This window comes from Paraburkholderia acidisoli, assembly GCF_009789675.1.
Classification (GTDB): Bacteria; Pseudomonadota; Gammaproteobacteria; order Burkholderiales; family Burkholderiaceae; genus Paraburkholderia; species Paraburkholderia acidisoli.
Window position 1 is genome coordinate 18,420 of record NZ_CP046914.1, and the last position, 24,320, is coordinate 42,739.

Below are 24,320 nucleotides of genomic sequence, written 5' to 3' on the forward strand. Positions count from 1 at the left end.
GCAAGCCCGGCCGCGCTGCCGGGCGAACGGTCAGACCGGGTTGATTTCGTCCTGGCTACGGCGCGTGGTGAGCGGCCCGAGCGCGCGCAGCGTTACGGCAACAATGGCCAGCGCCGCCGAGATCACGCCGAACATCGCCAGCGGGCCATGCTGCGTGAGCACCGGCAGCAGCACGAAAGGCAGCGCGGCGCTCACGATGCGCGAGAGCGAATACGTTGTGCCGATGGCGGTCGAGCGCACGCTGGCCGGGAAAATCTCCGCCTGATACACGTGGTATGCATTGCTGAACACGTTCGAGGCGCAGGTCGTCAGGACACCGAAGCCTACGATCAGTGTCGAGCTGTCGGAGTAGGCGAAACCCACGCCGAACACCGCGATCGACACGAGCGAGGCGATCACCAGCGTGCGGCGCTCGATCCAGTTGAGCAGCGGCACCGAGAGCAGCGAGCCGATCGGGTAGCCCAGGAACGAAAGCGCGACGAACAACGTGCTGCCTGTCACGTCGAAGCCGCGGCTCTTCACCACGGCGCCCGCAAGCGTGCCGAAGCCGTAATACCCGAAGCCCTGGAACAGGTGGAAGATGGTGAGCATGAGGTAACGCTTGCCGTACGGCGCGCGGCGCAGCAGCGCGAGGCGCCCCGCGAGGCCCAGCGGATATTGCTGGACTTTCGGCTCGGCGAAACGTTGCGGCAGGCGAGCCCCCGCGCTTTCGGCGAAGCGGCGCGCCGCGGCATAGGCTTCGTCGGCGCGACCCTGCGCGAGCAGCCAGCGCGGGCTTTCGGGCAGGCGGTGCTGCACGGCCAGCACGAATACGGCGCCGAGCGAGCCGATCGCCAGAATCAGGCGCCAGCCCGCGATACCGCCCAGATGCAGCGGATTGAGCCACACAGCCAGAAAGCCGACCAGCGGCACGGCCACGTACGAAGTCGTATAGGCCCAGGCGGCGAGGCGGCCGCGCCGGTCTTTCGGCAGGATCTCGGAGAGAAAGCTGTCGGAGACCGGGTAGATCGCGCCGACGCCCACCCCCGTGAGACAGCGGCAGATGACGAGCATCGTTGCATTCACCGAAAACGCCGCGAGCAGCGAAAACGCGCTGTACCAGACCAGCGTGAGGAGGAACGCGCGGCGGCGGCCGATACGGTCGGCGAGGCTGCCAAGGCACAGCGAGCCGAAGAACATGCCGACGAACGCCGAAGCGAGCAGCAGTTTGAACGCGAGGCTATGCGCGTCGAGACCGTATTCGTTTTGCAGCGCCGAGCCGATCGAACTGACGAGAAAGATCTCGTACATGTCGAAGAACAGCCCGATCCCGACGATCCAGACGACGAAGCGATGCAGCGAGCCCACTGGCATGTCGTCCATGAAGCTGCCGAGCGTGACGTCTTGCGCGCCGTGTTGCGATGCGTCGTGTGCGGCATCGGCGGATAGCGGCCGGCGCGGGGCGCCGGGCGTGCCGCTGCCCAGCTCGAGTGGTTGGGTATTCATGGTGTCTCCTGGGTTCTGATCGTGCCGCCCCTCGCGCACGCGGACGGGGCGTGATGGCTAGTGTGGTCAATTTCCGGGAGCGCGAAAATTGAACATGCCTCAAGCATGCTTTCCCTGCGAGAAAGGGTAGGAAAGTGCTTTTAAAACAGTGATTTGCTTGGGGCGGGGATGCGATTCGACTGAATCTGGAACCTAGGATTGGGCGCGCGGATTATCGGCGAACAATGCGGCGAGCACGGCGGCGAGAATCGCGGCGAAAAAAAAGCGCATTACACGACGCAGGGAAACGTCGCGCAATGCGCCAATGACACGAAAAGGTAGTAATCCGAACTATTGTGTCAAGACATCGACATGAAGAATATCGCGCCGTCTAGAACAGGTGATCGATACCGATGGTCACGGCCGTCTGGCTCGAGGCCCCCGCCGGGTTGAGTGTGCTGACCACGGCGTGACGGTAGGAGGTGTAATCGGCTTCGCTGTACAGCGTCGTGCGCTTCGAAAGCAGATACGCGAGCGAGAGTACCGAAAGACCGCGTCGCCCCGCTTTGTCGTTCGATACCGTGGTCTGGTAGTACGCGCCGCGGAACACGAGATACGGCGAGATGTTCCAGGAGAGACCGCCAAAGCCGTTGTTCGTGACCGCATGCGTCGTGGTGGGAGTTTGCAGGTCTTCCGACATGAAGCCGCCGGACAGATTCACCGGGCCGAGGCGATAACTGCCGCCCACCATGTAGTAGCTGTCGCCCACATAGTTGGTGCCGGAGAGGATGTTGCGGTGCCCGTACACGCCACCCAGTTTCGCCGGGCCGAGCGAATAGCTCATGCCGATGGCGCGCGTGGCGCCGCTGGCGATATCGCCCGGCACGCCGCCGAACGAATTGTCGACTTCGAACAGCAGGCTGCCGAACGTGTTCTTGTACTTCACGTCGTTGTTGTTGCGGGTGCCGTCCGAGGCCGTCGTGAGCGGGATGATCGGCGTGAAGTGAAAGTGGAACGGATCGTAGATGCTGATGATGTCGTGCGCGATCGTGTACTGGCGGCCCAGGTCGAGCGAACCGTAGCGCTTGTTGCCGATGCCCACGAACGCCTGGCGATTGAATTCCGTGCCGGTGGTGTTGTCGAACTGGCCGTTGCCGAGATTGAAACCGCTTTCCAGCAGGAAGTGCGAGTACCAGCCGTCGCCGAGGTCTTCACGGCCGCCGAAGTCGAGTTTGTTCGAACTGTAATAGCCGTTCGAGTTCATCGTCACGACCGAACCGCCGCCGGCCGCCGCATTGGATTGGTAGCGGATCCCGCCGTCCACCGTGCCGTAGAGTTGCACGCTGGTTTGCGCATGCGCCGGCAATGCCATCAGCCCCACCGAGGCGGACAGCCCCAGCCCAATCGTATTCCAGACCTTGATCTTCACTGTGAGTCTCCTATGTTGTTTTATCGTTCTGAGTCCGGCGCACCGCAGCATGCGAGATGCCGGATTTACCTGGTATGACTAACTAAACAAACTTGCTCGGCTGCGAGGCGAGCCTCGGGCGGAGCGAAGGTGCTTCGCCCGAGCGGGTGTCAATTTCCTGCGGAACCGCTGCTCGTTTGCTTGAGATGGGCAACGGGCGTTTCAGTGGGTATGAAACCCGTCTTCAACTCGTGGCGCAGTGCCTTGCGATCGAGCGCCTTCTCCCAGTTCGCAACGACGATCGTCGCCACGCTGTTGCCCACGATATTGGTGAACACGAACCCGCTCGACATCGCCTTGTGGATCCCGAGAATCAACGCGATCGATTCCACGGGGATGGTGTTCGAGGCGGCCAGCGTGGCGGCCAGCACGGCGATGGCGGCGCCCGACACGCCCGCTGCGCCCTTCGACGTGAGCAGCAGCACGGCGAGCAACACCAACTGGTCGTGCCAGCTCATCGGCGTATTGGTGGCCTGCGCGAGGAACACCGCGGCGGCCGCGAAATAGAGGCAGGTGCCGTCGTGGTTGAACGTGTAGGCCGTGGGCAGCACGAGACCGACCACCGACTTCTCACAGCCGAGTCGTTCGAGCTTGTCGATCAATTGCGGAAACACGGTCTCCGACGAACTCGTGCCGATCACCAGCAGCAATTCCGCGCCGATATACCGCATGAGTTTCAGCAAGCTGAAGCCATTGAGCTTCGCGATCGGCCAAAGGATCAGGATCAGGAACAGGGCGCAGGTCAAATAGAATTCGAGCACGAGCTTGCCGAGCGAGATCAGCGTGCCGAAGCCGAATTTGCTGACCGTGAACGCAATGGCGCCGAATGCCGCGAGCGGCGCCACCTTCATGGTGAGACCGATGATCCAGAACAGCGAACCCGAAACCGCGTCGATCAGATTGAGCGCGGGGCGGGCACGTTCGCCAATGGCCGCGAGGCCGAATGCGAACAGCACCGAGAAGAACAGCACCTGCAGCACGTCGCCGCCCGCGAACGCGCTGATCGCCGTGTGCGGAATCACGTTGAGCAGGAATTCGCTCGTCGTGACCACGTGGTGCGCTTTGGCGACATACGCGTCGACCGCGGAGGAGTGCACGGTGCTCATGTCGACGTTCATGCCCACGCCGGGCTTGAGCACATTGATGACGACGAGCCCCAGCACGAGTGCGAGCGAGGTGACCACTTCGAAGTAGAAGAGCGCCTTGATCGCGACGCGGCCCACCTTCTTGAAGTCGTTCACGCCCGCTATGCCGCTACACACCGTGCAGAAGATGATCGGGCCGATCAGCATCTGGATCACGCGAATGAACGCGTCGCCGAGCGGTTGCAGCGAGATGCCGAACTTCGGGAACACGTAGCCCGTGACGATGCCGAGCGCCATGCCGGCCAGCACCTGGAACGACAGGTCCCGGTAGAACGGCTGGCGGCCCTTGGGTTTCGTGGCGTGCGCGCCTGGCAAACTCATGACGTCTCCTTCTCAAACGGCGGCGAACTCGGGTTCGCTCGAAAATCGGCAAAACTTCTGCGGCAATCTGCGCGAGCGCTGCATCAACGCGCGGCCTCGCCGAGAATGTCGAGGGTGTCGGCGAAAATCTCGTCGACGGTCAGCTTGCGCGGCAGCAACTGCTGGGCCTCGCACTGGGCAATCGTTTCCTCGAGCGGCCCGCGCAGCGCGTCGTAACCGAACAGCAGCTTGTCCGGTTTGCCCGCATTTTGCTCCGCCACCGCGGCCTTGCCGCGCTTGAGCAGGTCGTACACGGCGCGCACGGCTTGCGGTTGCGAACGCAGCAGCGCTTCGGTCGCGACCACCACGTGGTTGATCGGCACGTAATGGTGTTGCGCGTACCATTCGCGGTCGGCGGCCGCGGCGTTTTCGATCAGCGGTTCCAGACCGGCTTCGTCGGGCAGATCGTTGCCGAGAATCGCGGCATCGAGCTCGCCCGCGCGCAGCATCGGCAACATTTGCTGACCCGGCGCGGCGGCACGCACGAACGAGGGCGACGAATATTCCTCGAGATGCGCGCCTTCGAACGTCACCCAGTCGATCTGTTCGAGCGGCACGCCGTAGGTTTGACCGAGAATCGCGCGCACCCACATACCCGTGGTTTGCGAATACGCCCGCACGCCGATCTTCTTGCCCGCGAGCTGACTCACGTCGAGTTTGCCCCGACGCGCATTATAAATAATGCAGCCTTGCTGAAAGCGCGCCGCCACGACGGCCGGCAGCAGCACGAGCGGCTTGCCGTACGCCTTGGCCTGCAGATACGTGACGATGGCGAGTTCGCTCACGTCGAAGGCCTGCTCGCGCGCCATCGGTGCGAAGGCGCGGTGGATCGGCTCGACTTCGTCGAAAACCAGATTCACGGCGGGATCGGTGAATTCGCCGTCGAGCAGCGGTTGCGTATGCGGATAGCGCTTCAGCGCGATGGTCACTTTCGGCGCGTTCGGATTCGTACTCACGATCTGCGGTCCTTTCAATTACCTGGGAATGCCTGGCGTTCTTCGAGCGTTGGCGATCGAACGGCGATTTACGCGGCGAGCACGGGGTAGATCGCGCGTGCGGTGCCGCCAAAAATGGCTTCCTGCGCGGCTTCGGGCAGCATCGCGAGGCTTGCGCGCGCTTGCGTCAGCAGTTCCGGCAGCGAGCCTTCTGCGGCCGGGAAGTTCGAGCCCCACGCAATACGGTCGGCACCGAAGGCTTCGAGCACGCGCGGGAAGAAGGCTTCCGGCGTGGACGCGCCGCGCGCGGCTTCCGCGATGGTGCGATTCGTGAGCTTGAGATACACGCCGCGATGCGAGGCGAGGCTGAACAGGGGCGCCGCGGCTTCGTACGGAGGACCGCCTGCGAGTTCGGGGCGCGCGAGGTGGTCGAGCAGCACGCGTACCTGGGGGAAGCGGCCGAGCATGTTGAGCAGCGCCGGAATGCCTTGCGCCGTCATCTGCAGGCAGATCGAGACGTTGTGGCGCTGGGCGTATTCCCAGACGGGGAACGAGCGCTCGTCGTCGAGCCAGCCGGCCTGGCCCGGCATGGTGCTGCCCGTGGTGAAGAGGCGCAGGCCGCTCAGGCCCGCGTCCAGCCAGCGCTGCAATTGCGTGACGGCGTCGGCCGCGAGCACGTCGATCGAGAACACGCCCGCGAAGCGGTCCGCGTGGTGGCGCACCGCTTCGACGACATAACTATTGTCGTTGCCATAAACCGTGGATGCCTGCACGACCACGGCGCGATCAATGCCGGCGGCATCCATCGACGAAAGCAGGCCTTCGATACTGACCGGTCGCTTGGCCGACCATTCCGACTGGTGGCCGCCCACCGGCGCGAGCGGATAGCGCTGCGTATCCGGGGAAATAACATGAGTATGCGTATCGATGACGACCGACATGGATCAGGCTCCTGGCTGAAAACACTGTGATGCGATGTGCGTCACTGTAAGTGAGAAGCCGTCAACTGCCTTAATATGAAGTACGACCTATGGCATAAATTATTGTTAAGCTAATGGTTTATGCGGATGCAACTGTCAACACAATGAAAGCACAAAATGCCGTGGATGAAGACAATCTTGCCGAAGACGATCTGACGCGATTAAGGCGTCTGTTTCTCTTCGACGCCGTGTGCGAAGCGGGCGGCATCGGTCAGGCGGCGGCACGGGCCGGGCGCACGCAACCGGCCGTGAGCCTCGCCATCGGCAAGCTGGAAGCGGGTTTCGGCGGGGCGTTGTTCAAGCGCGGCTTCGGCGGCAGCGAACTCACGACCGAAGGTGCGATCCTGCACCGGCGCGTGCGGCGCATGCTCGATCAGATGGAGCGCGGCGTGGCGAGCCTGATCGGTCAGGCGCCGCCCTCCAGCGCGGCCAGTCATATTTGCCGGCACCTCACGGATGCGCAAGTGCGTTGCCATATCGCCATCGCCAACGCGGGTTCGGCCGTCGAGGCGGCGCAGCAGCTCGGCATTTCTCAGCCCGCCGTGCATCGGGCAGCGCGGCAGCTCGAGCAGATCGTGGGCGTTTCGCTGTATCGGCGCCGTGTGCACAATGTCGCCGCCAATCCGGCCGGTGTCGAGTTCGCGCGCTGCCTGAGCCTCGCGCTCTACGAAATCGCGCAGGCGCGCGAAGACCTCGCCTATGCACGCGGCTTGCAGACCGGGCGCGTGTCGATCGGTGTGCTGCCGATGATGCCGCCGCGTCTCGTTGCGCGCACGGTCGAGCGGCTTCGTGCGCGCTATCCCGCCGCGCGCGTGACGATCGACGAGGGCTCGCACGAACGCTTGCTGCGCGAATTGCGCATGGGCGCGATCGACGTGATCATCGGCGCGCTGCGCGATCCGCGCCTCACGGGCAGTGTTCAGGAAACCGAATTATTCGCCGACCCGTACGTGGTCGCCGTGCGAAAAGGGCATGGGCTCGCGGGAAAGAAGTCGCTCGCGGCGGGCGATCTCGCGCCCTACGACTGGGTCGTGCCACAGCGCAACGTGCCGCGCCGCGCGGTGATCGATTCGATTCTCGCCAGCCTCGCGGTCAAGCCGCGCCACGTGGCCGAGACGAGCTCCATGCCGATGATGATGGCGATGCTGGTGGAAAGCGATTGCATTACGCTGCTGGCGCGCTCGCTGATTCGTGAGGGCTATCCGGGCATGGACATGGTCGCGCTCGAACTCGCGGTGCAGACGCCCGAAGCGAGCCGCACGGTGGGCTACACGGTGCGCGGCGACTGGCTGGGCACGGCGGTGCAGGAAGCGTTTGTCGAATGTCTGCGCACGGAATGCGCGGCGCTCGGAGACGCACCGAAAAGTTCGGATATCTAAGCAGGCGAAACGAAAAAAACCGCATGGGTCTCGCGACGCATGCGGTTTCGTGTCGATAGCGATCGACAAGCCCGGCAGCGCCGGGCCGCGACATCAGAAGATGTTGCGGAGGCCGACGGCAACGCCGGTCTGGTTGTTGCGGCCCGGGTAGTCCGCGAGGTACGCACCCGTACCGCGCGTGAAGTCGACCGTGCCATAGACTTCGGTGCGCTTCGAGAGCGAGTACTCGGCGAGCAGCGTGGCCGAGTAGTTCGTGCCAACGCCGAGCGAGCCGTCTTCCATTGCCGCGTTGCGAGCATGACCGTAGTAGCCGGCCAGCGTGATCGCGAGCGGCACGGTGGCTTGCCACGTGGTGCCCAGGTAGAAGTTGTCGTCGATACGGTTCGGGCTCACGCGCAGCAGATTCGGTGCACCCGATTGCTGGCTGGCCTTGTCGACCGTACCCGAGTTGTCTTGCGAATGCATCCAGCCGGCCAGCAGGCGCAGGCCCGGCGTGAACGCGTACACCGCGCCCACGTTGGTGATGTTGAACTTCTTGCCGGCCACGTCGTTCTGCTGGAAGCCCACGAGCGCCTGGAGCGGTCCGAGCGCGTACGAAGCCGTGAAGCCGAACATGCTGTTCATGCCCGTGCTGCCCGCCACGCCGCCGAAGCCGTACATGCCTTCGACATGCAGGCCGCCCACCGTGTTCGTGTACTTGACCGAGCTGTTCGTGAACAGGAACGGACCGACCGGGTTGTACGCCCAGCTGTCTTGCCAGTAGTCGGCAACGGTCAGCGGGTCGAACGTGTTGCCCATTTCGTCGAAGAACGGCGTTTGTTGACGGCCGAGCGTCAGCGTGCCGTATTGCGTGTTCGACAGACCGACGTACGCATTACGCTGGAACAGCGTGTTCGAGGTGTTCGAGAGTTGGCCGTTCCACAGGTTGAACTGGTTTTCCAACTTGAAGATCGCCGACGTACCGTTGCCCAGATCTTCGGTGCCCTTCACGCCCCAGCGGCTCGGCGTCACGGCGCCTTCACGCATCGAAACGAGGCCGTCGTTAGCCGAGTTCGCGTTGGTCTGATAACGGATAGCCGTATCGACGAGGCCGTACAGCGTGACCGAGCTTTGTGCAAAAGCGGATTGAGCAGAGAGAGCAAGCAGGCTGACGGCGAAAGCCGCGGCGGTCTTCTTCATGGAATCCCCGATTCTATTTGTAAGTGCACACCCTGTAGGGCGCGAACTCCGTGGGTGATTAATCTAATGCGTCAGTGGGTACTGGCGCGCTGAAGGTGGCGATCATAAGCTGGCTTCTAAAAATTATTAACAAAAATTCAAAAAAGCTGTCTCGCCGTTACAACGCTCGTTGACAGCCTATTTGCGGCGGGTTTTTAGCGCGGGATTCCATTACGTTATTGCGGCGCATTAATTAACGGCGGCTTGCGGTTCGGCGCGCGCCTGATCGATTAGCCACGCGCGCAGCAGCGCGACCGGCTCCGGGTGCCGGCTTTTGCGCGGCGAGACGAGATAAAAGCCGGCCCCCGTGTTCAGCTCTTCCGTGAATACGCGCATGAGGCGGCCTGCGGCAATGTCGCGCGCGACAAATGCGTAATGGGAAAGGGCGATGCCCTGGCCTTCGGAAGCGGCGTCGATGGCGAGTGACGTCTGATTGAAACGAATGTGTTTTCCCTGGGTTGCGGACTTGGGGTGATGCAGTTGCGCGAGGAATTGCGGCCATTGGTCGTGCGCGTCGTGCAAGAGCGCATGGCGCTCGAGCAGACGGCCGATGGCGCGCGTCGTGCCAGGTGCGCCACGCGCGTTGCCAACGGCACGCGGGCTCGCCACGGCCACGAGGATGTCGTCGAATAGCAGTGCCGTATTGAGTCCCGGACCGAAGGGCGGAAAGCCGTAACGCACGGCGAGGTCGACACCGTCCGCCTGAAAATGCGAATTGCGTTCCGTCGCCACGATACGCAGGTCGATCTCGGGATGCGCCGCGGTGAAATCGGGCAAACGCGGGATCAGCCATTTCGCCGCGAAAGTGGGCGTCACGCTCACGGTGAGTTTGAGCGACTCGGGACGCAATGCCTGAGTGGCTTCCACCAGTAGATCGAAGGCACGCCTCACGCTCGCCGCATACGTTTGCCCGTTCCCGGTGAGCGTGAGCCTGCGCGGCTTGCGCTCGAACAGTTTCAGTCCCAGCGCGGCTTCCAGACCGCGAACATGCTGACCGACGGCGCCTTCCGTCACGCGCAATTCCTCGGCGGCGCGGCGAAAGCTCAAATGCCGGCTCGCGGCCTCGAAGGCACGCAGTGCGTTGAGCGAAGGCAGGGTGTCGTGCGGGTCGTTCATGCGATAGTTTTTCTACTGCTATTGGCTAGGGAAACTACGGCGTCGCGAGGCGTTCGCGATGCTATTCTTTTGAATCGTTCCAGCGTGTTTGCGTTGGTTTTACGGCACTTTCAACCTGTGGGAGATTATCACCATGGCAGCAGAAAAAGTGGCAATCGTGACGGCAGCGGGCAGCGGCATGGGCGCAGCGGCGGCACGCCGTCTGGCAGCGGACGGCTTCAAGGTGGCGATCCTGTCCTCGTCGGGAAAAGGCGAGGCGCTCGCGGCGGAACTGGGCGGCGTGGGCGTGACGGGCTCGAACCAGTCCAACGACGACCTGCGCAAACTCGTCGACCTGACCGTGGCGCGCTGGGGCCGTATCGACGTGCTGGTGAATAGCGCGGGCCACGGGCCGCGCGGGCCGATCCTCGACATCACCGACGAAGACTGGCATCGCGGCATGGACACGTATCTGCTGAACGTCATCCGTCCCACGCGGCTCGTCGCGCCCATCATGCAGAAGCAGGGCGGTGCGATCATCAACATCTCCACGGCATGGGCTTTCGAGCCGAGCGAGCAATTCCCCACCTCCGCGGTGTTTCGGGCGGGTCTCGCGGCGTACACGAAACTCTTCGCGGACAGCCAGGCGCGCCACAACATGCGCATGAACAACGTGCTGCCCGGCTGGATCGACAGCTTGCCTGCAACGGAAGCGCGCCGCGAAAGCGTGCCGTTGCAGCGCTACGGCACGAGCGAAGAGATCGCGGCGACCGTCGCCTTTCTCGCTTCGGAAGGCGCGGCGTATATCACCGGCCAGAATATTCGCGTCGATGGCGGCCTGACCCGCTCCATTTGAACGAGTGAGCGAATCGGCATTCGCCGCGCGCGTTTTTTCGCCAGGCTTTAGTGCGGCGGCGAATGTCGAATAGCCCGCGTCTCCAGTTCACGCGCAGCGCCCCGCGCACGAGCCCGGTCCGGGTATCTCCCAGGTTAAGCGACGCCTAAACCCCACTTCGGGCAAAACGAATTGTCCCCGTAAGGTCTTCCAGCGACACTGGCTTCCAATCGCAATACAGAGGGAAGCCGAATGAGTACAGGTGCGCAGACCACGCCGGCCACGATGCAGGCGCGTATCAGCGATATTCCGCGCCGTTGGGCCGGGCAGTTGCCCGACGCGCCTGCGATCCGCGAAGAAGAGGGCGGCACGACGAGTTTCGCGCAGTTGTGGCGCAACGTGAGCGACGCGATCGCGTTTCTGCGCGAGCATGGCGTCGGCACCGGCGACCGCGTGATGATCGTCACCGAGAACTGCGCGGCGTCCATCGTGCTGCTGTTCGCGTTGTCGGAACTGGGTGCGTGGCCGGCGGTCGTCAACGCGCGGCTCTCGGAGCGCGAGATCGAAGTGATACGCGCGCATTGCCGGCCGCGCCTCATGGTGTTCACGCATTCGGCTTCGCCCGACGCGGTGCGCCATGGCGTGCGCTATCGCGCACGGGAGATCGCGCCGCGCGGCCTCGGTCCGCTGATGATCGGTGCCGTCGACACGGCCAGCCCGCGCGAGGCGGAAACGCTCGCCCGCGAAGTCGCGCTGCTGATCTATACCTCGGGCACGACCGGCGATCCCAAGGGCGTGATGGTCACGCATCGCGGGTTGATGCATTTCGCGCGCGTCTCGTCGCGTTCACGCAATCTGACGCCCGACGACTGCGCTTACGCGGTGATGCCCATCTCGCACATCTTCGGTCTCGCCACGCTGCTGCTCGCGACCTTCGAGGCGGGTGCGAGCCTGCTGCTCTACGCGCGTTTCAAACCCGAAGACGTGGTGCGCGCGCTGGCCGACAGCGAAATCTCCATTCTGCAAGGCGTGCCCACGATGTTCACGCGTGTGCTCGCGCACATTCGCGAGCAGCAGGTGGACGTGCGGGCGCCGCGCCTGCGCTATCTCTACACCGGCGGCGGCCCGCTCGATCCGACCTTGAAACGCGACGTCGAAGCCACGTTCGGCCAGCCGCTGCATCACGGCTACGGCATGACCGAATACGCGGGATCGCTGTTCATCACGCGCATGGACGCGCCGCGCAGCGACACGTCGTCGGGGCAGATCGTCGAGGGCGCGGCGTTGCGCGTGGTCGACGCGAACGGCGAGGACGCCGCGCCGGGCGAGGCGGGCGAACTCTGGGTGCGCGGGCCGGGCGTGATGCGCGGCTACTATCGCGCGCCCGAGCAGACCGCCGAAGTGCTGAGCGCCGACGGCTGGCTCAATACCGGCGATCTCGGCCGGCTCGGCGAGGACGGCGCGCTCTTCATCGTTGGCCGCTCGAAGGATCTCATCATTCGCTCGGGCTTCAACGTGTATCCGATCGAAGTCGAATCGGTGATCAACACCTTCGAGGACGTACGGCAGTCGGCCGTGGTCGGCAAACGCACCGAGGACAACAACGAGGAAGTGATCGCCTTCGTCGAAATGAAGAGCGGCGCGGAACTCGATGCCGACAACTTGCAGCGCTATCTCGCCGAACGCCTCTCGCCGTACAAGCGGCCTTCGCGCGTCGTGCAACTGCCGATGCTGCCGACCACCGCGAGCGGCAAGCTGCTCAAGCAGCGTTTGCGCGCGATGCTGGACGACGTGACGTCATAAGGCAGCCGCATTCAGGCGGCACGGAAGCAGCACGAGAAGTCGCAGTAAAGCGGCGCGTCGACAGAGCGCGTCGAAACAACAATCTGGAGACGACGATGAAACCCTTAGCCGCCGCCGCGCGCGTGCTGTTCGGCACGCTCGCGCTCAGCGCCTTGAGCGCACTCAACGCGCATGCCGCCGAATACAAGGTTGGCGTGGAATTGCCGATGACGGGCTCGCTCGCGCAGGCGGGCACCGAGATGTATCGCGGCATCCAGGTGGCCGCCGATCTTTACAACCAGCGCCATCCCGGCGATCGCATCACGCTCGTGGCGATCGACGACGAGTCGAATCCCGCCAAGGCCGTCGCGGCCGTCGAGAAGCTCGCCTCGCAGAACGTGGTCGCCATTGCGGGCGCGGCCAATTCGAACTGCGCCGGGCCCGCTTCGGAAGCCGCCGACAAGGCGGGCCTCGTGTACGTCACTTCGGGCGGCACCAGCGACGACCTCATCAAGCGCAATCTCAAGACCTTCTTTCGCGTGAGCGGCACGCCGGGCTACGCGAAAGGCATGCTCGGTCTGTTCGATCAGCTCGGCGTGAAGTCGGTGTCGATCGTCTATTCGACGAAGGACGCGACCAGCGATCTCGCGCAGCAACTCGACGCCGCGCTGAAAGCGAAAGGCGTGAAGACCGCGATGCATCCGTTCGATCCGTCGATGAGCGATTTCAAGCCCGTCATCAACAAGGTGAAGCTGCAGGACAAGTCGGAGGCGATGGCGATGGTCGGTTACGAGAACGATTACGTCGGCATTCTGCGCGCCGCGAAAGTGCTGAAACCGCCGTTAAAAGCGATTGCCGCGCCGTGGGCGTTCGCGAGCCCGAAGATGGCCGCGTCGTTCCCCGACCTCGTGCCGAACACGTATGGCGCGACCGTGCTCGCCTCGCCGGCGGACTATCGCTCGGCGGACCAGAAAGCGTTCTCGGAAACGTACCAGCGTCTCTTCAAGACCGAGTCGAACTACCAGTCGCAGACCTCGTTTGCCTACGCGCAATTGCTGTTCGACGCGATCGGCAAATCGGCGCAGGCGGGCACGCTCGCGAAGGGCGGCCTGGCGGACACGCTGCGCGCGACGCAAACCGGCGACTCGTTCCTCGGCAAGGTCGCGTTCGACGCGCGCGGCGACAACCCCGGCTATGTCGCGCACATGGGCCAGTTCCGCGGCGACGGCAAACTCGTCGTGGTTTCGCCCGCCGACTATGCAACGGGCAAGCCGCAATATCCCGGCGTGCCGTGGCAGTGAGTTTTCATTCAATCGCAAAGCGAGGCGAATCATGATCCGCGATCAGGAAACGATGAACGTGCTGCTCGCCAACGTTGCGCGCTTCGTGCGCGAACGTCTGGTGCCGAACGAGGAGCGCGTGGCCGAAACCGACGAAATTCCGGCCGAACTCGTCGACGACATGAAGCAGCTCGGTCTGTTCGGTCTGACGATTCCCGAGCGCTTCGGCGGTCTCGATCTGACGATGGAAGAAGAAGTGCTCGTGATGTTCGAACTCGGCAAGACCTCGCCGGCGTTTCGCTCCATTATCGGCACGACGGTGGGCATCGGCTCGCAAGGCATCGTGATCGACGGCACCGACGCGCAGAAGGCGAAGTGGCTGCCGAAGATGGCCACCGGCGAAGTGATCGCGAGTTTCGCGCTGACCGAACCGGAGTCGGGTTCCGACGCGGCCTCGCTGAAGACGCGCGCGGTGCGCGACGGCGACCACTATGTCGTCAACGGCACCAAGCGCTTCATCACGAACGCGCCGCAAGCGGGCATCTTCACGTTGATGGCCCGCACCAACCCGGACGACCCGCGCGCGGGCGGCATCACGGCGTTCATCGTCGACGCGAAAGCGCCGGGTATCGGTTTCGGCAAGCGCGACAGGAAGATGGGCCAGAAAGGCGCGCACACCTGCGACGTGATCTTCGAAAACGTGCGCGTGCCGGCGGAGAACGTGATCGGCGGCAACGAGGGCGTTGGCTTCAAGACCGCGATGAAGGTGCTCGACAAAGGCCGCATTCATATCGCGGCGATCTGCGTGGCGGTGGCTCAGCGCATTCTCGACGACGCGTTGCGTTACGCGATGGAGCGCAAGCAGTTCGGGCAGCCGATCGCCGAATTCCAGCTGATCCAGGCGATGCTCGCCGACAGTCAGGCGGAACTCTACGCGGCGCGCTGCATGGTGCTCGACGCCGCGCGTCGGCGCGACGACGGCCACAACGTCAGCACGGAGGCGTCGTGCGCGAAGCTGTTCGCCTCGGAAATGGTGGGGCGCGTTGCGGATCGCGCGGTGCAGATTCATGGCGGCGCGGGTTACGTGGCCGACTACGGCGTCGAGCGTTTCTATCGCGACGTGCGCTTGTTCCGCATCTACGAGGGCACCACGCAGATCCAGCAACTGGTGATCGCGCGCAACATGATTCGCGCGGCGGCCACGCTCTGAAACCCGACAACAATAAAGAGGCAGCATGGAGACTCGCTTTCGTTTCAGCTTTCGCTTGCACGTTGGCCTTCGTCCGGCGCATGCGCTCGCGGCCTGCGCTTCGGCGACCGTGGCACTGGCCGCACTCGTCGCGCCCGCGGTGCACGCGGCCGAATTGCCGGTCGGCGTGGAACTGCCGTTGACGGGCGCGATGGCGCGCGCGGGCAACGCGCAGCTCGAAGGCATCAAGGTGGCCGCCGATCTCTTCAACGCGCGCGGCGGTGCGAACACGGTCAAGCTCACGGTGATCGACGACGAAGCGCAGCCGGCCAAAGCCGTGGCCGGGGTCGAAAAGCTCGCGTCGCAAGGCGTGCTCGCGATCACGGGCGGCTATGGATCGAATGCGGTCAGCCCCGCCTCCGAGGCCTCCGACAAGCTCGGGCTCGTGTACATCACCTCGGGCGGCGTGGATAGCGCGATGACCTCGCGCGGCTTGAGGAACTTCTTCCGCATCGGCCCGGCCTCGGGTTACGCGAAGGCTATCGTCGGCCTGCTCGGCGAGATGAAGGTGCAGTCGGTGTCGATCGTTTCGTCGACGAAGCAAGCGACCTCCGATCTTTCCGGCGACGTTGCCGCGACGCTGCAAAAGCAGGGCATCAAGGTGGTCCAGCATCCGTTCGATCCCGCGATGACCGACTTCAAGCCCGTCATCAACAAGATCAAGCTGCAGGACAAGCCGGACGCGATGCTGATGATCGGCTATGAAAACGACTACATCGGCATCCTGCGCGCGGCGCGCGTGCTCAAGCCGCAACTGAAGGCGGTGGTGGGCGCGTGGTCGCTGGCCACGCCGAAGATGGCGGCGGAATTCGGCGAACTCGTGGATGGCGCGATCGGCACGGCCATGTTGCCGTATCCGGTGCAATTCGCGAGCGCGGACGGCAAGGCCTTCGTCGCCGCGTATCAGAAGGCGTATCACAAGGAACCGGACTATCTCGCCGAGTTCGCCTACGTGCAGTCCATGTTGCTGTTCGATGCCGTTGCGAAGGCCGCCGCGAACAACACGCTCAAGAGCGGCGGTATCGCCACCGCCTTGCGCGCGCAATCGTTCGACACGCTGATCGGCCCCGTGCACTTCGACGCGCGCGGCGACAACCCGGCGTTCCTGAACAACATGGCGCAGATGCAAGGCGGCAAGCTGGCCATCGTCTGGCCGAAGGACAAGGCCACCGGCACGCTCAAGTACCCGGCCGTGCCGTGGTGACGCTCTGACCAACTGGAGGACGCGACATGTCCGATCTGGTGCTGCAATCGCTCTATTCCGGCGTGCTGATGGGCGGCACGTATGCGCTCGTCGCGCTCGGGCTCGCGCTCGTGTTCGGCGCGATGCGCGTGATCAATCTCGCGCACGGCGAACTCGTGCTGCTCGCCGCGTATATCGCGTTCACGCTCGAAACGCGCACGGGTCTCAATCCGATGTTCGCGATTCCGTGCGCGATCCCCGTCGTGTGCGCGTGCGCGGCCATCGCGTATTGGCTCGTGAGCCGCATTCGCCGCGACCGCGAACTGAACTCGCTGATCCTCACGTACGGCCTCGGCATTATCGGCACGAATGCGGTGCTGATGATCTGGAGCGCCGACGTGCGGTCGACGGGCTCCGCGTGGCTGCAGGACAGCGTGAGCCTCGGCAACGTGATGAGCATGAACAGCGAGTTGCTCGCCTTCGGCATCAGCGTGGTGCTGATGGGCGCGCTGTGGTGGTGGCTGTCGAAGTCGTGGTACGGCCGCGCCGTGCGCGCGGTGTCCAGCAATCGCGACGCGGCGGGACTCATGGGCATCAACCCGCGCCGCATCGAACTCGTCACGTTCCTCGTCGCGGGCGTACTCGCGTCGTGCGCGGGCGTGTCGATCTACGCGAGCAGCGCGGTGCAGCCGTCCATCGGCGAGGCGCTCACGGTCAAGGCGTTCATCATCACCGTGCTCGCGGGCGTCGGCTCCATTCCGGGCGTTCTGCTCGGCGCGATGTTGCTCGGCATTGCCGAGGCCCTCACGGTCACGCTCTATAGCTCGGCGATGCAGGAACTTGCAGGCATGCTGCTGTTTCTGCTGGTGCTCTACGTGTTGCCCAACGGGTTGTTCGGCGTGGCAAGGAGGCGGGGATGAAAAGCGGCATGAAAAATGGGGTGATCGGCGCGATCGTGGTGCTGGTGTTGTACGGCGGCGTGCCGCTCTTGATGCGCGGCGACCTCTATCTCATGAGTCTGATCGTTGCCTCATTGACGATCGCGGGCATCTCGCTCGCGTGGTCGCTGCTCGGCAATCTCGGCGGCATGGTGAGCTTCGGGCACGCGGCATTCTTCGGCGTGGGTTCGTATATCTCCGCGCTCCTGACGATGAAGGCGGGCTGGCCCGTGTTTCCGGCCATGCTCGCGGGCGGCGTGGGCGCGGTGGTCGCGTCGGTCGCGATGCTGCCCGCGTTGCGCCTCAAGGGCCCGTATTTCGCGCTGGCGATACTCGCTTATGCGCAGATCTTCCGCATTCTCGCCACCGAATGGACGAGCATGACGAACGGTCCCGCGGGGCTGTCGAGCATTCCCGCGTTGCCGAAGCTGTTTGGTTTCGACTTCGGCAGCAAGACCGGCGGCTATCTGGTGATCGTCACGCTGGTGCTGATCTTCGCGCTCGTGTATCAGCGCTTGCGCGCGAGCGATACCGGGCTGGCGTTGCGCGCCATGCAGGAAAGCGAAGACGCCACGCGCGTGGTGGGCGTGAACAGCACGGCGTTGAAGGCGGGCATGCTGATGTTGTCCGCGCTGATGACCGGGATTGTAGGTGCGTTCAATGCGCACGTGATCAACTTTCTCGAACCCGACTACGCGTTCAACGCCACGTGGTCCGTGGTGCCGATCATCGCGGCCATTTTCGGCGGCTATCGCTCGATCATTGGCGCGTTGGCGGGCGCGGTGGTCGTGTATCTCGTCGACCAGCTCGTGCTCAAGAGCATTCTGCCGGGCAGCCACCAGATCGTGCTGGGCGCGCTGCTGGTCGCGATGATCATCGTGAGCCCGTCGGGATTGACGGCGCTGCGCCTGAAAAAACGTGCGAGGGCCGACGCGTATGCCGCAAGCTGAACTCGAACTGCGCAACGTGACGATCCGCTTCGGCGGACTCACGGCGGTGAACAACGTTACGCTGTCGATCGGCACCGGCGACCTCGTCGGCTTGATCGGCCCGAACGGCGCGGGCAAGACCACGCTCTTCAACGCGATCTCGGGCCTCGTGCGTCCCACGCAAGGCGAGATCGCGTTCGAGGGCCGCGACATTCTGCGCGCCTCGCTGCACCAACGCGCGCGGCTCGGTCTGGGCCGCACGTTTCAGGTGCCGCAGCCGATGCACGAACTCACGGTGCGCGAGAACCTGCGCGTTGCGCAACGCTTCGGCGCGGGCAAGATCGACGAGGCGCGGCTCGACGAAATTCTCGCGTTCGTGGGCCTCGACACCAAAGCGCATCGCAACGCGGCAACCGAACTCGCGCTGACCGAACTCAAGGCGCTCGAAGTGGGCAAGGCGCTCGCGACGCAGCCGAAACTGCTGCTGCTCGACGAAGTACTCGGCGGGCTGGAAACCGCGAGCAAACGCCGTTTCATGTCGATGCTGCAAGAAGTCCACGAGCGTTATCAGATTGGCATCCTGATTATCGAACACGACATCGAGACGGTGATGAACTTGTGCCGCCGCGTGTGCGTGCTGAACTTCGGCGAACTGATCGCCGATGGCCCGCCCGCGGAGGTGTTCCGCGATCCGGCGGTCGTGAAGAGCTATACGGGCGAGGCGATCGATGCTTGAACTCAACGGCGTGCGCGCGGGCTACGGCGCGATCAACGTGCTGTGGGACGTGACGATGCAGTTCGCGAAGGGCGAGGTCACGGCCATCGTCGGACCGAATGGCGCGGGCAAGACCACGCTGCTGCGCGCGATCATGGGCCTGCTGCCGCTGCAACGCGGCCAGATCGAGCTGGCGGGCAAGTCGCTCGCGGGCGTGGCGACGTGGGACATGCTCGAACGCGGCATGGCGATGGTGCCCGAGGGGCGGCTGATTTTCCGCGACATGACGATCGAGGAAAACCTGATGCTCGGCGCGTTCCCGAAGGCGCGGCGGCATGGCGCGAAACGCCAGCTCGACGAAGTCTACGCAATGTTTCCGCTGCTGAAAGAACGGCGCGCCGCGCAGGCGGGCACGCTGTCAGGCGGCCAGGCGCAGATGCTCGCGCTGGGGCGCGGCTTGATGTCGTCGCCGGACGTCATGTTGATCGACGAGCCTTCGCTGGGACTCGCGCCGGTGATGGTGCAGGAAGTGTTCGCGATTCTCGCGAAGCTGAAGGCGTTGGGCCGCACCATCGTGCTGGTCGAGCAGAACACGCGTGTGGCGCTGCGTCTCGCCGATCAGGTCTATCTGATGCAGGGCGGCAAGCTTACGTTCGCCGAACGCGCGGCGAATGTCGACGTGGAAGCGCTGCACGACCGCTATTTCGCGCGTTGAGCGCCGGGTTCGATGCCGGGCTCGGTGTCGGACTCGGCGCCCGGTTCAGTCGAGCCGGCCCACGCCGTCCGCGACGAGCACGTCGACGAGCTTGCGCGCGAACAGCGGCAACGCATTGAGATCGGCAACCACGATTTGCAGATTGCGCACGGCCCACGCGTCTTTCAGCGGGAGGATCTTGATGGCCATCATTTTCGCGTGACGTAGCGCCGTTGCCTCGGGCAGCACGCCAATGCCGATGTTCGCTTCGATCATCCGGCACGCGGTTTCGAAGTTGCTGACCTGAATGCGCCAGCGCAGCGGCCGCTGCACTTCGGCGGCGGCGCGCTTGAGAAAGCCGTAGATCGCGCTCTGTTCGGGCGGCCCGACGAAGTCGTAGTCGAGCGCCTCTTCGAACGAGAGCTTCTTCAGGTCGGCGAGCGGGTGGCTCAAGGCCGTCGCGAGCACGAGGCGGTCGCGCCGGTAGGGCATCGTCTGCACACCGTCGGTGCGCACGTTGCCCGCCGCGAGGCCGATATCGACCGTGCCTTCCTGCACCGCGCGCACCACGTCGCCGGACAGCCGCTCGTGCAGATCGACGTTGACGTCGGGATAGTTGACCAGATACGTGCGCAACACGGCCGGTAAAAATTCGCTGGTCGCGGTGGTATTCGCCGCAATCCGCACATGGCCTTTCACACCGTTCGAGTACTCGTGCAGATCGCCGGAAAGCTGTTCGAGCTGCTGCAACACGCGCCGCGCATGCAGCAACAGCGTCTCGCCCGCACCCGTGAGCGTGACGCCGTGACTCGTGCGGCTGAGCAGTTTCACGCCGACCTGTTCCTCGAGATTCTTGATGCGCGTGCTGGCCGCGGGCAAGGACAGGTGCGCGCGTTCGGCGCCGCGCGTGAGGCTGCTGTGTTCCGCGATGTGGGTGAAGAGCCTGAGATCGACCAGATCGAAATGCATGGTTCTCCGCGTAAGAGTGGCGAGAAAGGCAGAGGCGAGCGCGAGCGCAAAAGCGAAACACGCACGGCGCAAGCGTGCACGCCGAGTATTGCACTGCATCGTAAAGGTTTGCATTAGGCGTTTCACGGGTTAAGCCGAGCCGAAACGGGCCTTCGGGAATCGCAAATTGTTTCGCGCGCGCGCTTGGGTCAAGCTGATTGCCAACTACAAACCGGAGACAGGTCGATGGCAGCGCAGCAATTGCTCGAAGGCAAAGTGGCGATCGTGACGGGCGCGGGCGGCGGCATCGGGCGCGACATCGCGCTGCTGATGGCGAAGGAAGGCGCGCGGGTCGTCGTCAACGACGTGGGCGCCACGCTCGGCGGCGAGGGCCGCAGCGAGGGTCCCGCGCACGACGTGGTGAAGGAAATCGCAGCGGCGGGCGGCGTGGCCACCGCGAATACCGACAGCGTGGCCGAGTCCGCGAGCGCCGCGCGCATCGTGCAGAACGCGCTCGATGTGTTCGGCCGCGTGGATATCGTCGTGAACAACGCGGGCATTTTGCGCGATCGCTTCTTCCACAAGATGAGCGACGAAGAGTGGGATGCCGTACTCAAAGTGCATTTGTACGGCAGCTATTACGTCTCGCGCGCGGCCGCCGAGCCGATGAAGGCGCAGGGCTCGGGCGCCTTCGTGCACATGACGTCGACCTCGGGCTTGATCGGCAATCTCGCGCAGGCGAACTACAGCGCGGCGAAACTCGGCATTGCGGGGTTGTCGAAGTCGATCGCGCTCGACTTGCAGAAGTTCGGCGTGCGGTCGAACTGCATCGCGCCGTTCGCGTGGAGCCGCATGATTTCGTCGATCAAGATCGATTCGGACGAACAGGCCGCGCGCGTCGAAAAGATCAAGCAGATGACGCCCGCGAAGATCGCGCCGCTCGCCGTGTATCTCGCGAGCGACGCCGCGCGCGACGTGAACGGGCAGATCTTCGCGGTGCGCAACAACGAGTTGTTCGTGATGAGCCAGCCGCGCCCGCTGCGTTCGGTGCAGAAGAGCGAAGGCTGGACGCCGCAAAGTATCGCCGAGCACGCAATGCCCGCGCTGCGCGCGTCGTTCCACACGCTCGATGTTTCCGCGGACGTGTTCTCGTGGGACCCGGTGTGAGCGCACTGTGCGCGTCGTCCGGTCGCGAAGCGGCGAAGCGCGCGGCGCGTCCGGTCGAGATCGGCGCACTCGATTTCGCGCGTTACGTGCGTCCCGGCGATCTGGTCGCCTGGGGTCAATGCGGGGCGGAGCCTTGCACGCTCACGCGCGCGCTCGTCGAGCAGCGCCATGCGGTGGGCGGCCGCTTCAGCGTGTTCGTCGGCACGCAGTGGTCGGACACGCTGCAAGCGGCGCACGCCGATGCGATCGACTTCGTTGCGTACACCGGCGGCGGCCAGAATCGCGCGCTCGCCCAGGCGGGCGTGCTCGACATCCTGCCCTCGCATTACTCGCAGTTCGAACAACTGATCGACGTGGACGTGCTGCTCGTGCAAGTCGCGGCCGCCGACGAGCACGGCCACTACAGCCTGTCCATCGCGCACGAGTATTTGCTGCCGTTTCTCGACCACGCTCGTGTGGTGATCGCCGAAGTCAATGCGCAGGCGCCGTGGACCCACGGGTCGCGACCCTTGCGCGCCGACGACTTCGACGTGCTGTTCCACACCAATCGCAAGCCGCTGGAAAGCGCGCGCGCCGCGCCCGGCGAGATCGAAACCCGCATCGCGCAGCACGCGGCCGCCTTCATCGAGGACGGCGCGACGCTGCAATTCGGCCTGGGCGCCATGCCCGAAGCGATTCTCGCGACGCTCGCCGACCGTCGCGATCTGGGCGTGCATAGCGGCATGTTCAGCGACGCCGCCGCCGACCTGCAAACGCGCGGCGTCATCACCAACGCGCGCAAGCGCCTCGACAGGAACGTTTCCGTTGCGGGCGTGCTGATGGGCAGCGAACGCGTGTACCGCTTCGCGCACCGCAATGCCGCGTTGCAGATGCGCGGTACCGCCTATACGCACGACATCGGCGTGCTTTCGCGCATCGATCGTTTCGTCGCGATCAATTCCGCGCTCGAAGTCGATCTCACGGGCCAGGTCAATGCCGAGGCCGTGAACGGGCGCTACGTGGGTGCCGTGGGCGGCGGCGTGGACTTTCTGCGCGGCGCCGCGAAATCGCGCGGCGGCGTGCCGATCGTCGCGTTGAGCGCGCGCGGCCGCGAAGGCAGCCGGATCGTCGCGCAGTTGCATGGACCGGTGAGCACGCCGCGCGTGGATGCGGGCGTGATCGTCACCGAATTCGGCGCGGCCGATTTGCGCGGGCTCACGCTCGCGAGGCGCGTGCGCAGGATGATCGACATCGCGCCGCCCGAACAGCGCGCCGAACTCGAAGCGCAAGCGCACACGCATACGTTGATGAAGCGTTGAGCGCTTCATCAGGACAACCGATAAAGGAGACATTGCATGAGAAGAGCAGCCATCGTCGCGCCGATGCGCACGCCGGTCGGAACCTTCGGCGGCACGTTGCGGCCGGTGAGCGTGGAAGCGCTCGCGGCCACCGCGTTGCGCGCGACACTCGCGAAGAGCGGCATCGACCCGGAACGTATCGAAGACGTGGTGTTCGCGCAGTCGTATGCGAACAGCGAGACGCCTTGCGTGGGCCGCTGGGCCGCGCTCGAAGCGGGCTTGCCGGTGCATGTGCCGGGCATGCAGCTCGACCGGCGCTGCGGCGGCGGCCTGCAGGCCGTGGTGACCGCCGCGATGATGGTGCAGAGCGGCGCGGCCGACGTAGTGGTCGCGGGCGGCGTGGAGAGCATGAGCAATATCGAGTACTACACGACCGACATGCGCTGGGGCGCGCGCGCGGGCACGGTGAAACTGCACGATCGGCTCGACCGCGGGCGCGAACGTTCGCAGCCGGAGCAGCGGTTCGGCTACATCTCCGGGATGATCGAGACCGCCGAGAACCTCGCGCGCGACTATGGCATCACGCGTGAAGAAGCCGACGCGTACGCGGCGCGTAGTCATCAGCGCGCGGCGGCCGCGTGGGAAGCGGGCCGCTTCGACAACGAGATCGCGCCGGTCAGCGTGCCCCAACGTAAGGGCGACGCGGTGCTGTTCGCGCGCGACGAAGGTTTTCGCGCGGATGCCACCGAGGCGTCGCTGGCGAAGCTGCGCACGCTCTCGAAGGACGGCACGGTAACGGCGGGCAACGCGAGCCAGCAGAACGACGCGGCCGCCGCCTGCCTCGTGGTGGCGGAAGACAAGCTCGACGAACTGGGTTTGACGCCCATGGGCTATCTGGTCGGCTGGGCCGCGAGCGGCTGCGAACCGGCGACGATGGGGATCGGCCCCGTGCCCGCCGTGCAAAAGCTGCTGAAGAAGACGGGCCTCTCCTTCGACGATTTCGATCTCGTCGAACTCAACGAGGCGTTCGCCTGCCAGGTGCTCGCCGTGCTGAAAGGCTGGGGCTGGCGCGACGACGATCGCCTCAACGTGAACGGTTCCGGCATCTCGCTCGGTCACCCCATTGGCGCGACCGGCGTGCGCATCATGACGACCTTGCTGCACGAATTGCAGCGCCGTAACGGCCGTTATGGTCTGGAGACGATGTGCATTGGCGGCGGTCAGGGCATCGCCGCGGTGTTCGAACGCGCCGCATAAAAAGCCTTCGAAAAAGGAGGAG

At 64.6% G+C, this 24,320-nt stretch carries 21 protein-coding genes; 13 read left to right on the forward strand and 8 right to left on the reverse strand.

Annotated elements, in window-relative coordinates; genetic code table 11:
• Nucleotides 1–30 precede the first annotated feature (30 nt).
• From FAZ98_RS14395 to FAZ98_RS14415, 5 genes are all read right to left on the reverse strand, one after another.
• Nucleotides 31–1,485, reverse strand: coding sequence for an MFS transporter (locus FAZ98_RS14395; RefSeq protein ID WP_158952014.1), 1,455 nt, complete (start codon nucleotides 1,483–1,485; stop codon nucleotides 31–33).
• 370 nt (nucleotides 1,486–1,855) lie between these two features.
• A complete protein-coding gene (locus tag FAZ98_RS14400) occupies nucleotides 1,856–2,893 on the reverse strand; it encodes a porin (RefSeq protein ID WP_158952015.1) in 1,038 nt (345 codons plus the stop codon).
• A gap of 149 nt (nucleotides 2,894–3,042) precedes the next feature.
• Entirely contained in the window at nucleotides 3,043–4,398 is a 1,356-nt protein-coding gene (gene dctA, locus FAZ98_RS14405; protein WP_158952016.1) for a C4-dicarboxylate transporter DctA, read from the reverse strand.
• 83 nt (nucleotides 4,399–4,481) lie between these two features.
• Entirely contained in the window at nucleotides 4,482–5,393 is a 912-nt protein-coding gene (locus FAZ98_RS14410) for a substrate-binding domain-containing protein (protein WP_158952017.1), read from the reverse strand.
• 68 nt (nucleotides 5,394–5,461) lie between these two features.
• Nucleotides 5,462–6,313 (reverse strand): amidohydrolase family protein, encoded by an 852-nt coding sequence (locus FAZ98_RS14415; RefSeq protein ID WP_158952018.1) that lies wholly within the window; start codon nucleotides 6,311–6,313, stop codon nucleotides 5,462–5,464.
• 143 nt (nucleotides 6,314–6,456) lie between these two features.
• Here FAZ98_RS14415 and FAZ98_RS14420 point away from each other — a divergent pair, with 143 nt between their 5' ends.
• Nucleotides 6,457–7,731 (forward strand): LysR substrate-binding domain-containing protein, encoded by a 1,275-nt coding sequence (locus FAZ98_RS14420; protein WP_158952019.1) that lies wholly within the window; start codon nucleotides 6,457–6,459, stop codon nucleotides 7,729–7,731.
• A gap of 93 nt (nucleotides 7,732–7,824) precedes the next feature.
• On the opposite strand, the gene FAZ98_RS14425 is transcribed toward FAZ98_RS14420, so the two are convergent.
• Together FAZ98_RS14425 and gcvA are read right to left on the reverse strand one after the other, a co-directional pair.
• Nucleotides 7,825–8,910, reverse strand: coding sequence for a porin (locus FAZ98_RS14425; RefSeq protein ID WP_158952020.1), 1,086 nt, complete (start codon nucleotides 8,908–8,910; stop codon nucleotides 7,825–7,827).
• A gap of 228 nt (nucleotides 8,911–9,138) precedes the next feature.
• On the reverse strand, nucleotides 9,139–10,065 hold the full coding sequence (gcvA, locus tag FAZ98_RS14430; RefSeq protein WP_158952021.1) for a transcriptional regulator GcvA: 927 nt from the start codon (nucleotides 10,063–10,065) through the stop codon (nucleotides 9,139–9,141).
• A gap of 133 nt (nucleotides 10,066–10,198) precedes the next feature.
• On the opposite strand from gcvA, the gene FAZ98_RS14435 reads away from it, so the two are divergent.
• From FAZ98_RS14435 to FAZ98_RS14475, 9 genes are all read left to right on the forward strand, one after another.
• Complete coding sequence (locus FAZ98_RS14435; RefSeq protein ID WP_158952022.1) at nucleotides 10,199–10,900, forward strand: SDR family oxidoreductase; 702 nt, start codon at nucleotides 10,199–10,201, stop codon at nucleotides 10,898–10,900.
• Nucleotides 10,901–11,131: 231 nt separating this feature from the next.
• Entirely contained in the window at nucleotides 11,132–12,682 is a 1,551-nt protein-coding gene (locus tag FAZ98_RS14440) for a class I adenylate-forming enzyme family protein (RefSeq protein WP_233272767.1), read from the forward strand.
• 95 nt (nucleotides 12,683–12,777) lie between these two features.
• Complete coding sequence (locus FAZ98_RS14445) at nucleotides 12,778–13,962, forward strand: ABC transporter substrate-binding protein (protein WP_158952023.1); 1,185 nt, start codon at nucleotides 12,778–12,780, stop codon at nucleotides 13,960–13,962.
• A gap of 31 nt (nucleotides 13,963–13,993) precedes the next feature.
• Nucleotides 13,994–15,151: an acyl-CoA dehydrogenase family protein gene (locus FAZ98_RS14450; RefSeq protein ID WP_158952024.1), complete on the forward strand. Its 1,158-nt coding sequence runs from the start codon at nucleotides 13,994–13,996 to the stop codon at nucleotides 15,149–15,151.
• A gap of 25 nt (nucleotides 15,152–15,176) precedes the next feature.
• Nucleotides 15,177–16,394: an ABC transporter substrate-binding protein gene (locus tag FAZ98_RS14455; protein WP_158952025.1), complete on the forward strand. Its 1,218-nt coding sequence runs from the start codon at nucleotides 15,177–15,179 to the stop codon at nucleotides 16,392–16,394.
• A gap of 26 nt (nucleotides 16,395–16,420) precedes the next feature.
• A complete protein-coding gene (locus FAZ98_RS14460; RefSeq protein ID WP_158952026.1) occupies nucleotides 16,421–17,293 on the forward strand; it encodes a branched-chain amino acid ABC transporter permease in 873 nt (290 codons plus the stop codon).
• Entirely contained in the window at nucleotides 17,290–18,261 is a 972-nt protein-coding gene (locus FAZ98_RS14465; protein WP_233272768.1) for a branched-chain amino acid ABC transporter permease, read from the forward strand. The genes FAZ98_RS14460 and FAZ98_RS14465 overlap by 4 nt, the downstream gene beginning before the upstream one ends.
• Nucleotides 18,248–18,976 carry an ABC transporter ATP-binding protein gene (locus FAZ98_RS14470; protein ID WP_158952027.1) on the forward strand — a complete coding sequence of 243 codons (729 nt, stop codon included), beginning with the start codon at nucleotides 18,248–18,250 and terminating at the stop codon, nucleotides 18,974–18,976. The genes FAZ98_RS14465 and FAZ98_RS14470 overlap by 14 nt, the downstream gene beginning before the upstream one ends.
• A complete protein-coding gene (locus FAZ98_RS14475) occupies nucleotides 18,969–19,670 on the forward strand; it encodes an ABC transporter ATP-binding protein (RefSeq protein WP_158952028.1) in 702 nt (233 codons plus the stop codon). Before FAZ98_RS14470 ends, FAZ98_RS14475 begins: the two co-directional genes overlap by 8 nt.
• A 45-nt stretch (nucleotides 19,671–19,715) precedes the next feature.
• Here FAZ98_RS14475 and FAZ98_RS14480 read toward each other — a convergent pair whose 3' ends face one another.
• Nucleotides 19,716–20,618, reverse strand: coding sequence for a LysR family transcriptional regulator (locus FAZ98_RS14480; protein WP_158952029.1), 903 nt, complete (start codon nucleotides 20,616–20,618; stop codon nucleotides 19,716–19,718).
• A 225-nt stretch (nucleotides 20,619–20,843) separates the two neighbouring features.
• Between FAZ98_RS14480 and FAZ98_RS14485 the strand changes: the two genes are divergently transcribed.
• Genes FAZ98_RS14485 through FAZ98_RS14495 form a run of 3 tightly spaced genes read left to right on the forward strand, consistent with a single transcriptional unit; the run spans nucleotide 20,844 to nucleotide 24,298 of the window.
• Nucleotides 20,844–21,764, forward strand: coding sequence for an SDR family NAD(P)-dependent oxidoreductase (locus tag FAZ98_RS14485; RefSeq protein ID WP_199272364.1), 921 nt, complete (start codon nucleotides 20,844–20,846; stop codon nucleotides 21,762–21,764).
• A 59-nt stretch (nucleotides 21,765–21,823) separates the two neighbouring features.
• Nucleotides 21,824–23,062: an acetyl-CoA hydrolase/transferase family protein gene (locus tag FAZ98_RS14490; RefSeq protein WP_158953879.1), complete on the forward strand. Its 1,239-nt coding sequence runs from the start codon at nucleotides 21,824–21,826 to the stop codon at nucleotides 23,060–23,062.
• Nucleotides 23,063–23,098: 36 nt separating this feature from the next.
• The gene (locus tag FAZ98_RS14495) at nucleotides 23,099–24,298 is read left to right on the forward strand and encodes an acetyl-CoA C-acetyltransferase (RefSeq protein WP_158952030.1); all 1,200 of its coding nucleotides are present in this window, start codon (nucleotides 23,099–23,101) and stop codon (nucleotides 24,296–24,298) included.
• Nucleotides 24,299–24,320: the final 22 nt, after the last annotated feature.

Coding starts and splice junctions, on each gene's coding strand:
- FAZ98_RS14395 (WP_158952014.1), bottom strand. CDS start 1,485: ATGAATACCCAACCACTCGAGCTGGGCAGCGGCACGCCCGGCGCCCCG.
- dctA (WP_158952016.1), bottom strand. CDS start 4,398: ATGAGTTTGCCAGGCGCGCACGCCACGAAACCCAAGGGCCGCCAGCCG.
- FAZ98_RS14415 (WP_158952018.1), bottom strand. CDS start 6,313: ATGTCGGTCGTCATCGATACGCATACTCATGTTATTTCCCCGGATACG.
- FAZ98_RS14420 (WP_158952019.1), top strand. CDS start 6,457: ATGAAAGCACAAAATGCCGTGGATGAAGACAATCTTGCCGAAGACGAT.
- FAZ98_RS14425 (WP_158952020.1), bottom strand. CDS start 8,910: ATGAAGAAGACCGCCGCGGCTTTCGCCGTCAGCCTGCTTGCTCTCTCT.
- gcvA (WP_158952021.1), bottom strand. CDS start 10,065: ATGAACGACCCGCACGACACCCTGCCTTCGCTCAACGCACTGCGTGCC.
- FAZ98_RS14435 (WP_158952022.1), top strand. CDS start 10,199: ATGGCAGCAGAAAAAGTGGCAATCGTGACGGCAGCGGGCAGCGGCATG.
- FAZ98_RS14440 (WP_233272767.1), top strand. CDS start 11,132: ATGAGTACAGGTGCGCAGACCACGCCGGCCACGATGCAGGCGCGTATC.
- FAZ98_RS14445 (WP_158952023.1), top strand. CDS start 12,778: ATGAAACCCTTAGCCGCCGCCGCGCGCGTGCTGTTCGGCACGCTCGCG.
- FAZ98_RS14450 (WP_158952024.1), top strand. CDS start 13,994: ATGATCCGCGATCAGGAAACGATGAACGTGCTGCTCGCCAACGTTGCG.
- FAZ98_RS14455 (WP_158952025.1), top strand. CDS start 15,177: ATGGAGACTCGCTTTCGTTTCAGCTTTCGCTTGCACGTTGGCCTTCGT.
- FAZ98_RS14460 (WP_158952026.1), top strand. CDS start 16,421: ATGTCCGATCTGGTGCTGCAATCGCTCTATTCCGGCGTGCTGATGGGC.
- FAZ98_RS14465 (WP_233272768.1), top strand. CDS start 17,290: ATGAAAAGCGGCATGAAAAATGGGGTGATCGGCGCGATCGTGGTGCTG.
- FAZ98_RS14470 (WP_158952027.1), top strand. CDS start 18,248: ATGCCGCAAGCTGAACTCGAACTGCGCAACGTGACGATCCGCTTCGGC.
- FAZ98_RS14475 (WP_158952028.1), top strand. CDS start 18,969: ATGCTTGAACTCAACGGCGTGCGCGCGGGCTACGGCGCGATCAACGTG.
- FAZ98_RS14480 (WP_158952029.1), bottom strand. CDS start 20,618: ATGCATTTCGATCTGGTCGATCTCAGGCTCTTCACCCACATCGCGGAA.
- FAZ98_RS14485 (WP_199272364.1), top strand. CDS start 20,844: ATGGCAGCGCAGCAATTGCTCGAAGGCAAAGTGGCGATCGTGACGGGC.
- FAZ98_RS14495 (WP_158952030.1), top strand. CDS start 23,099: ATGAGAAGAGCAGCCATCGTCGCGCCGATGCGCACGCCGGTCGGAACC.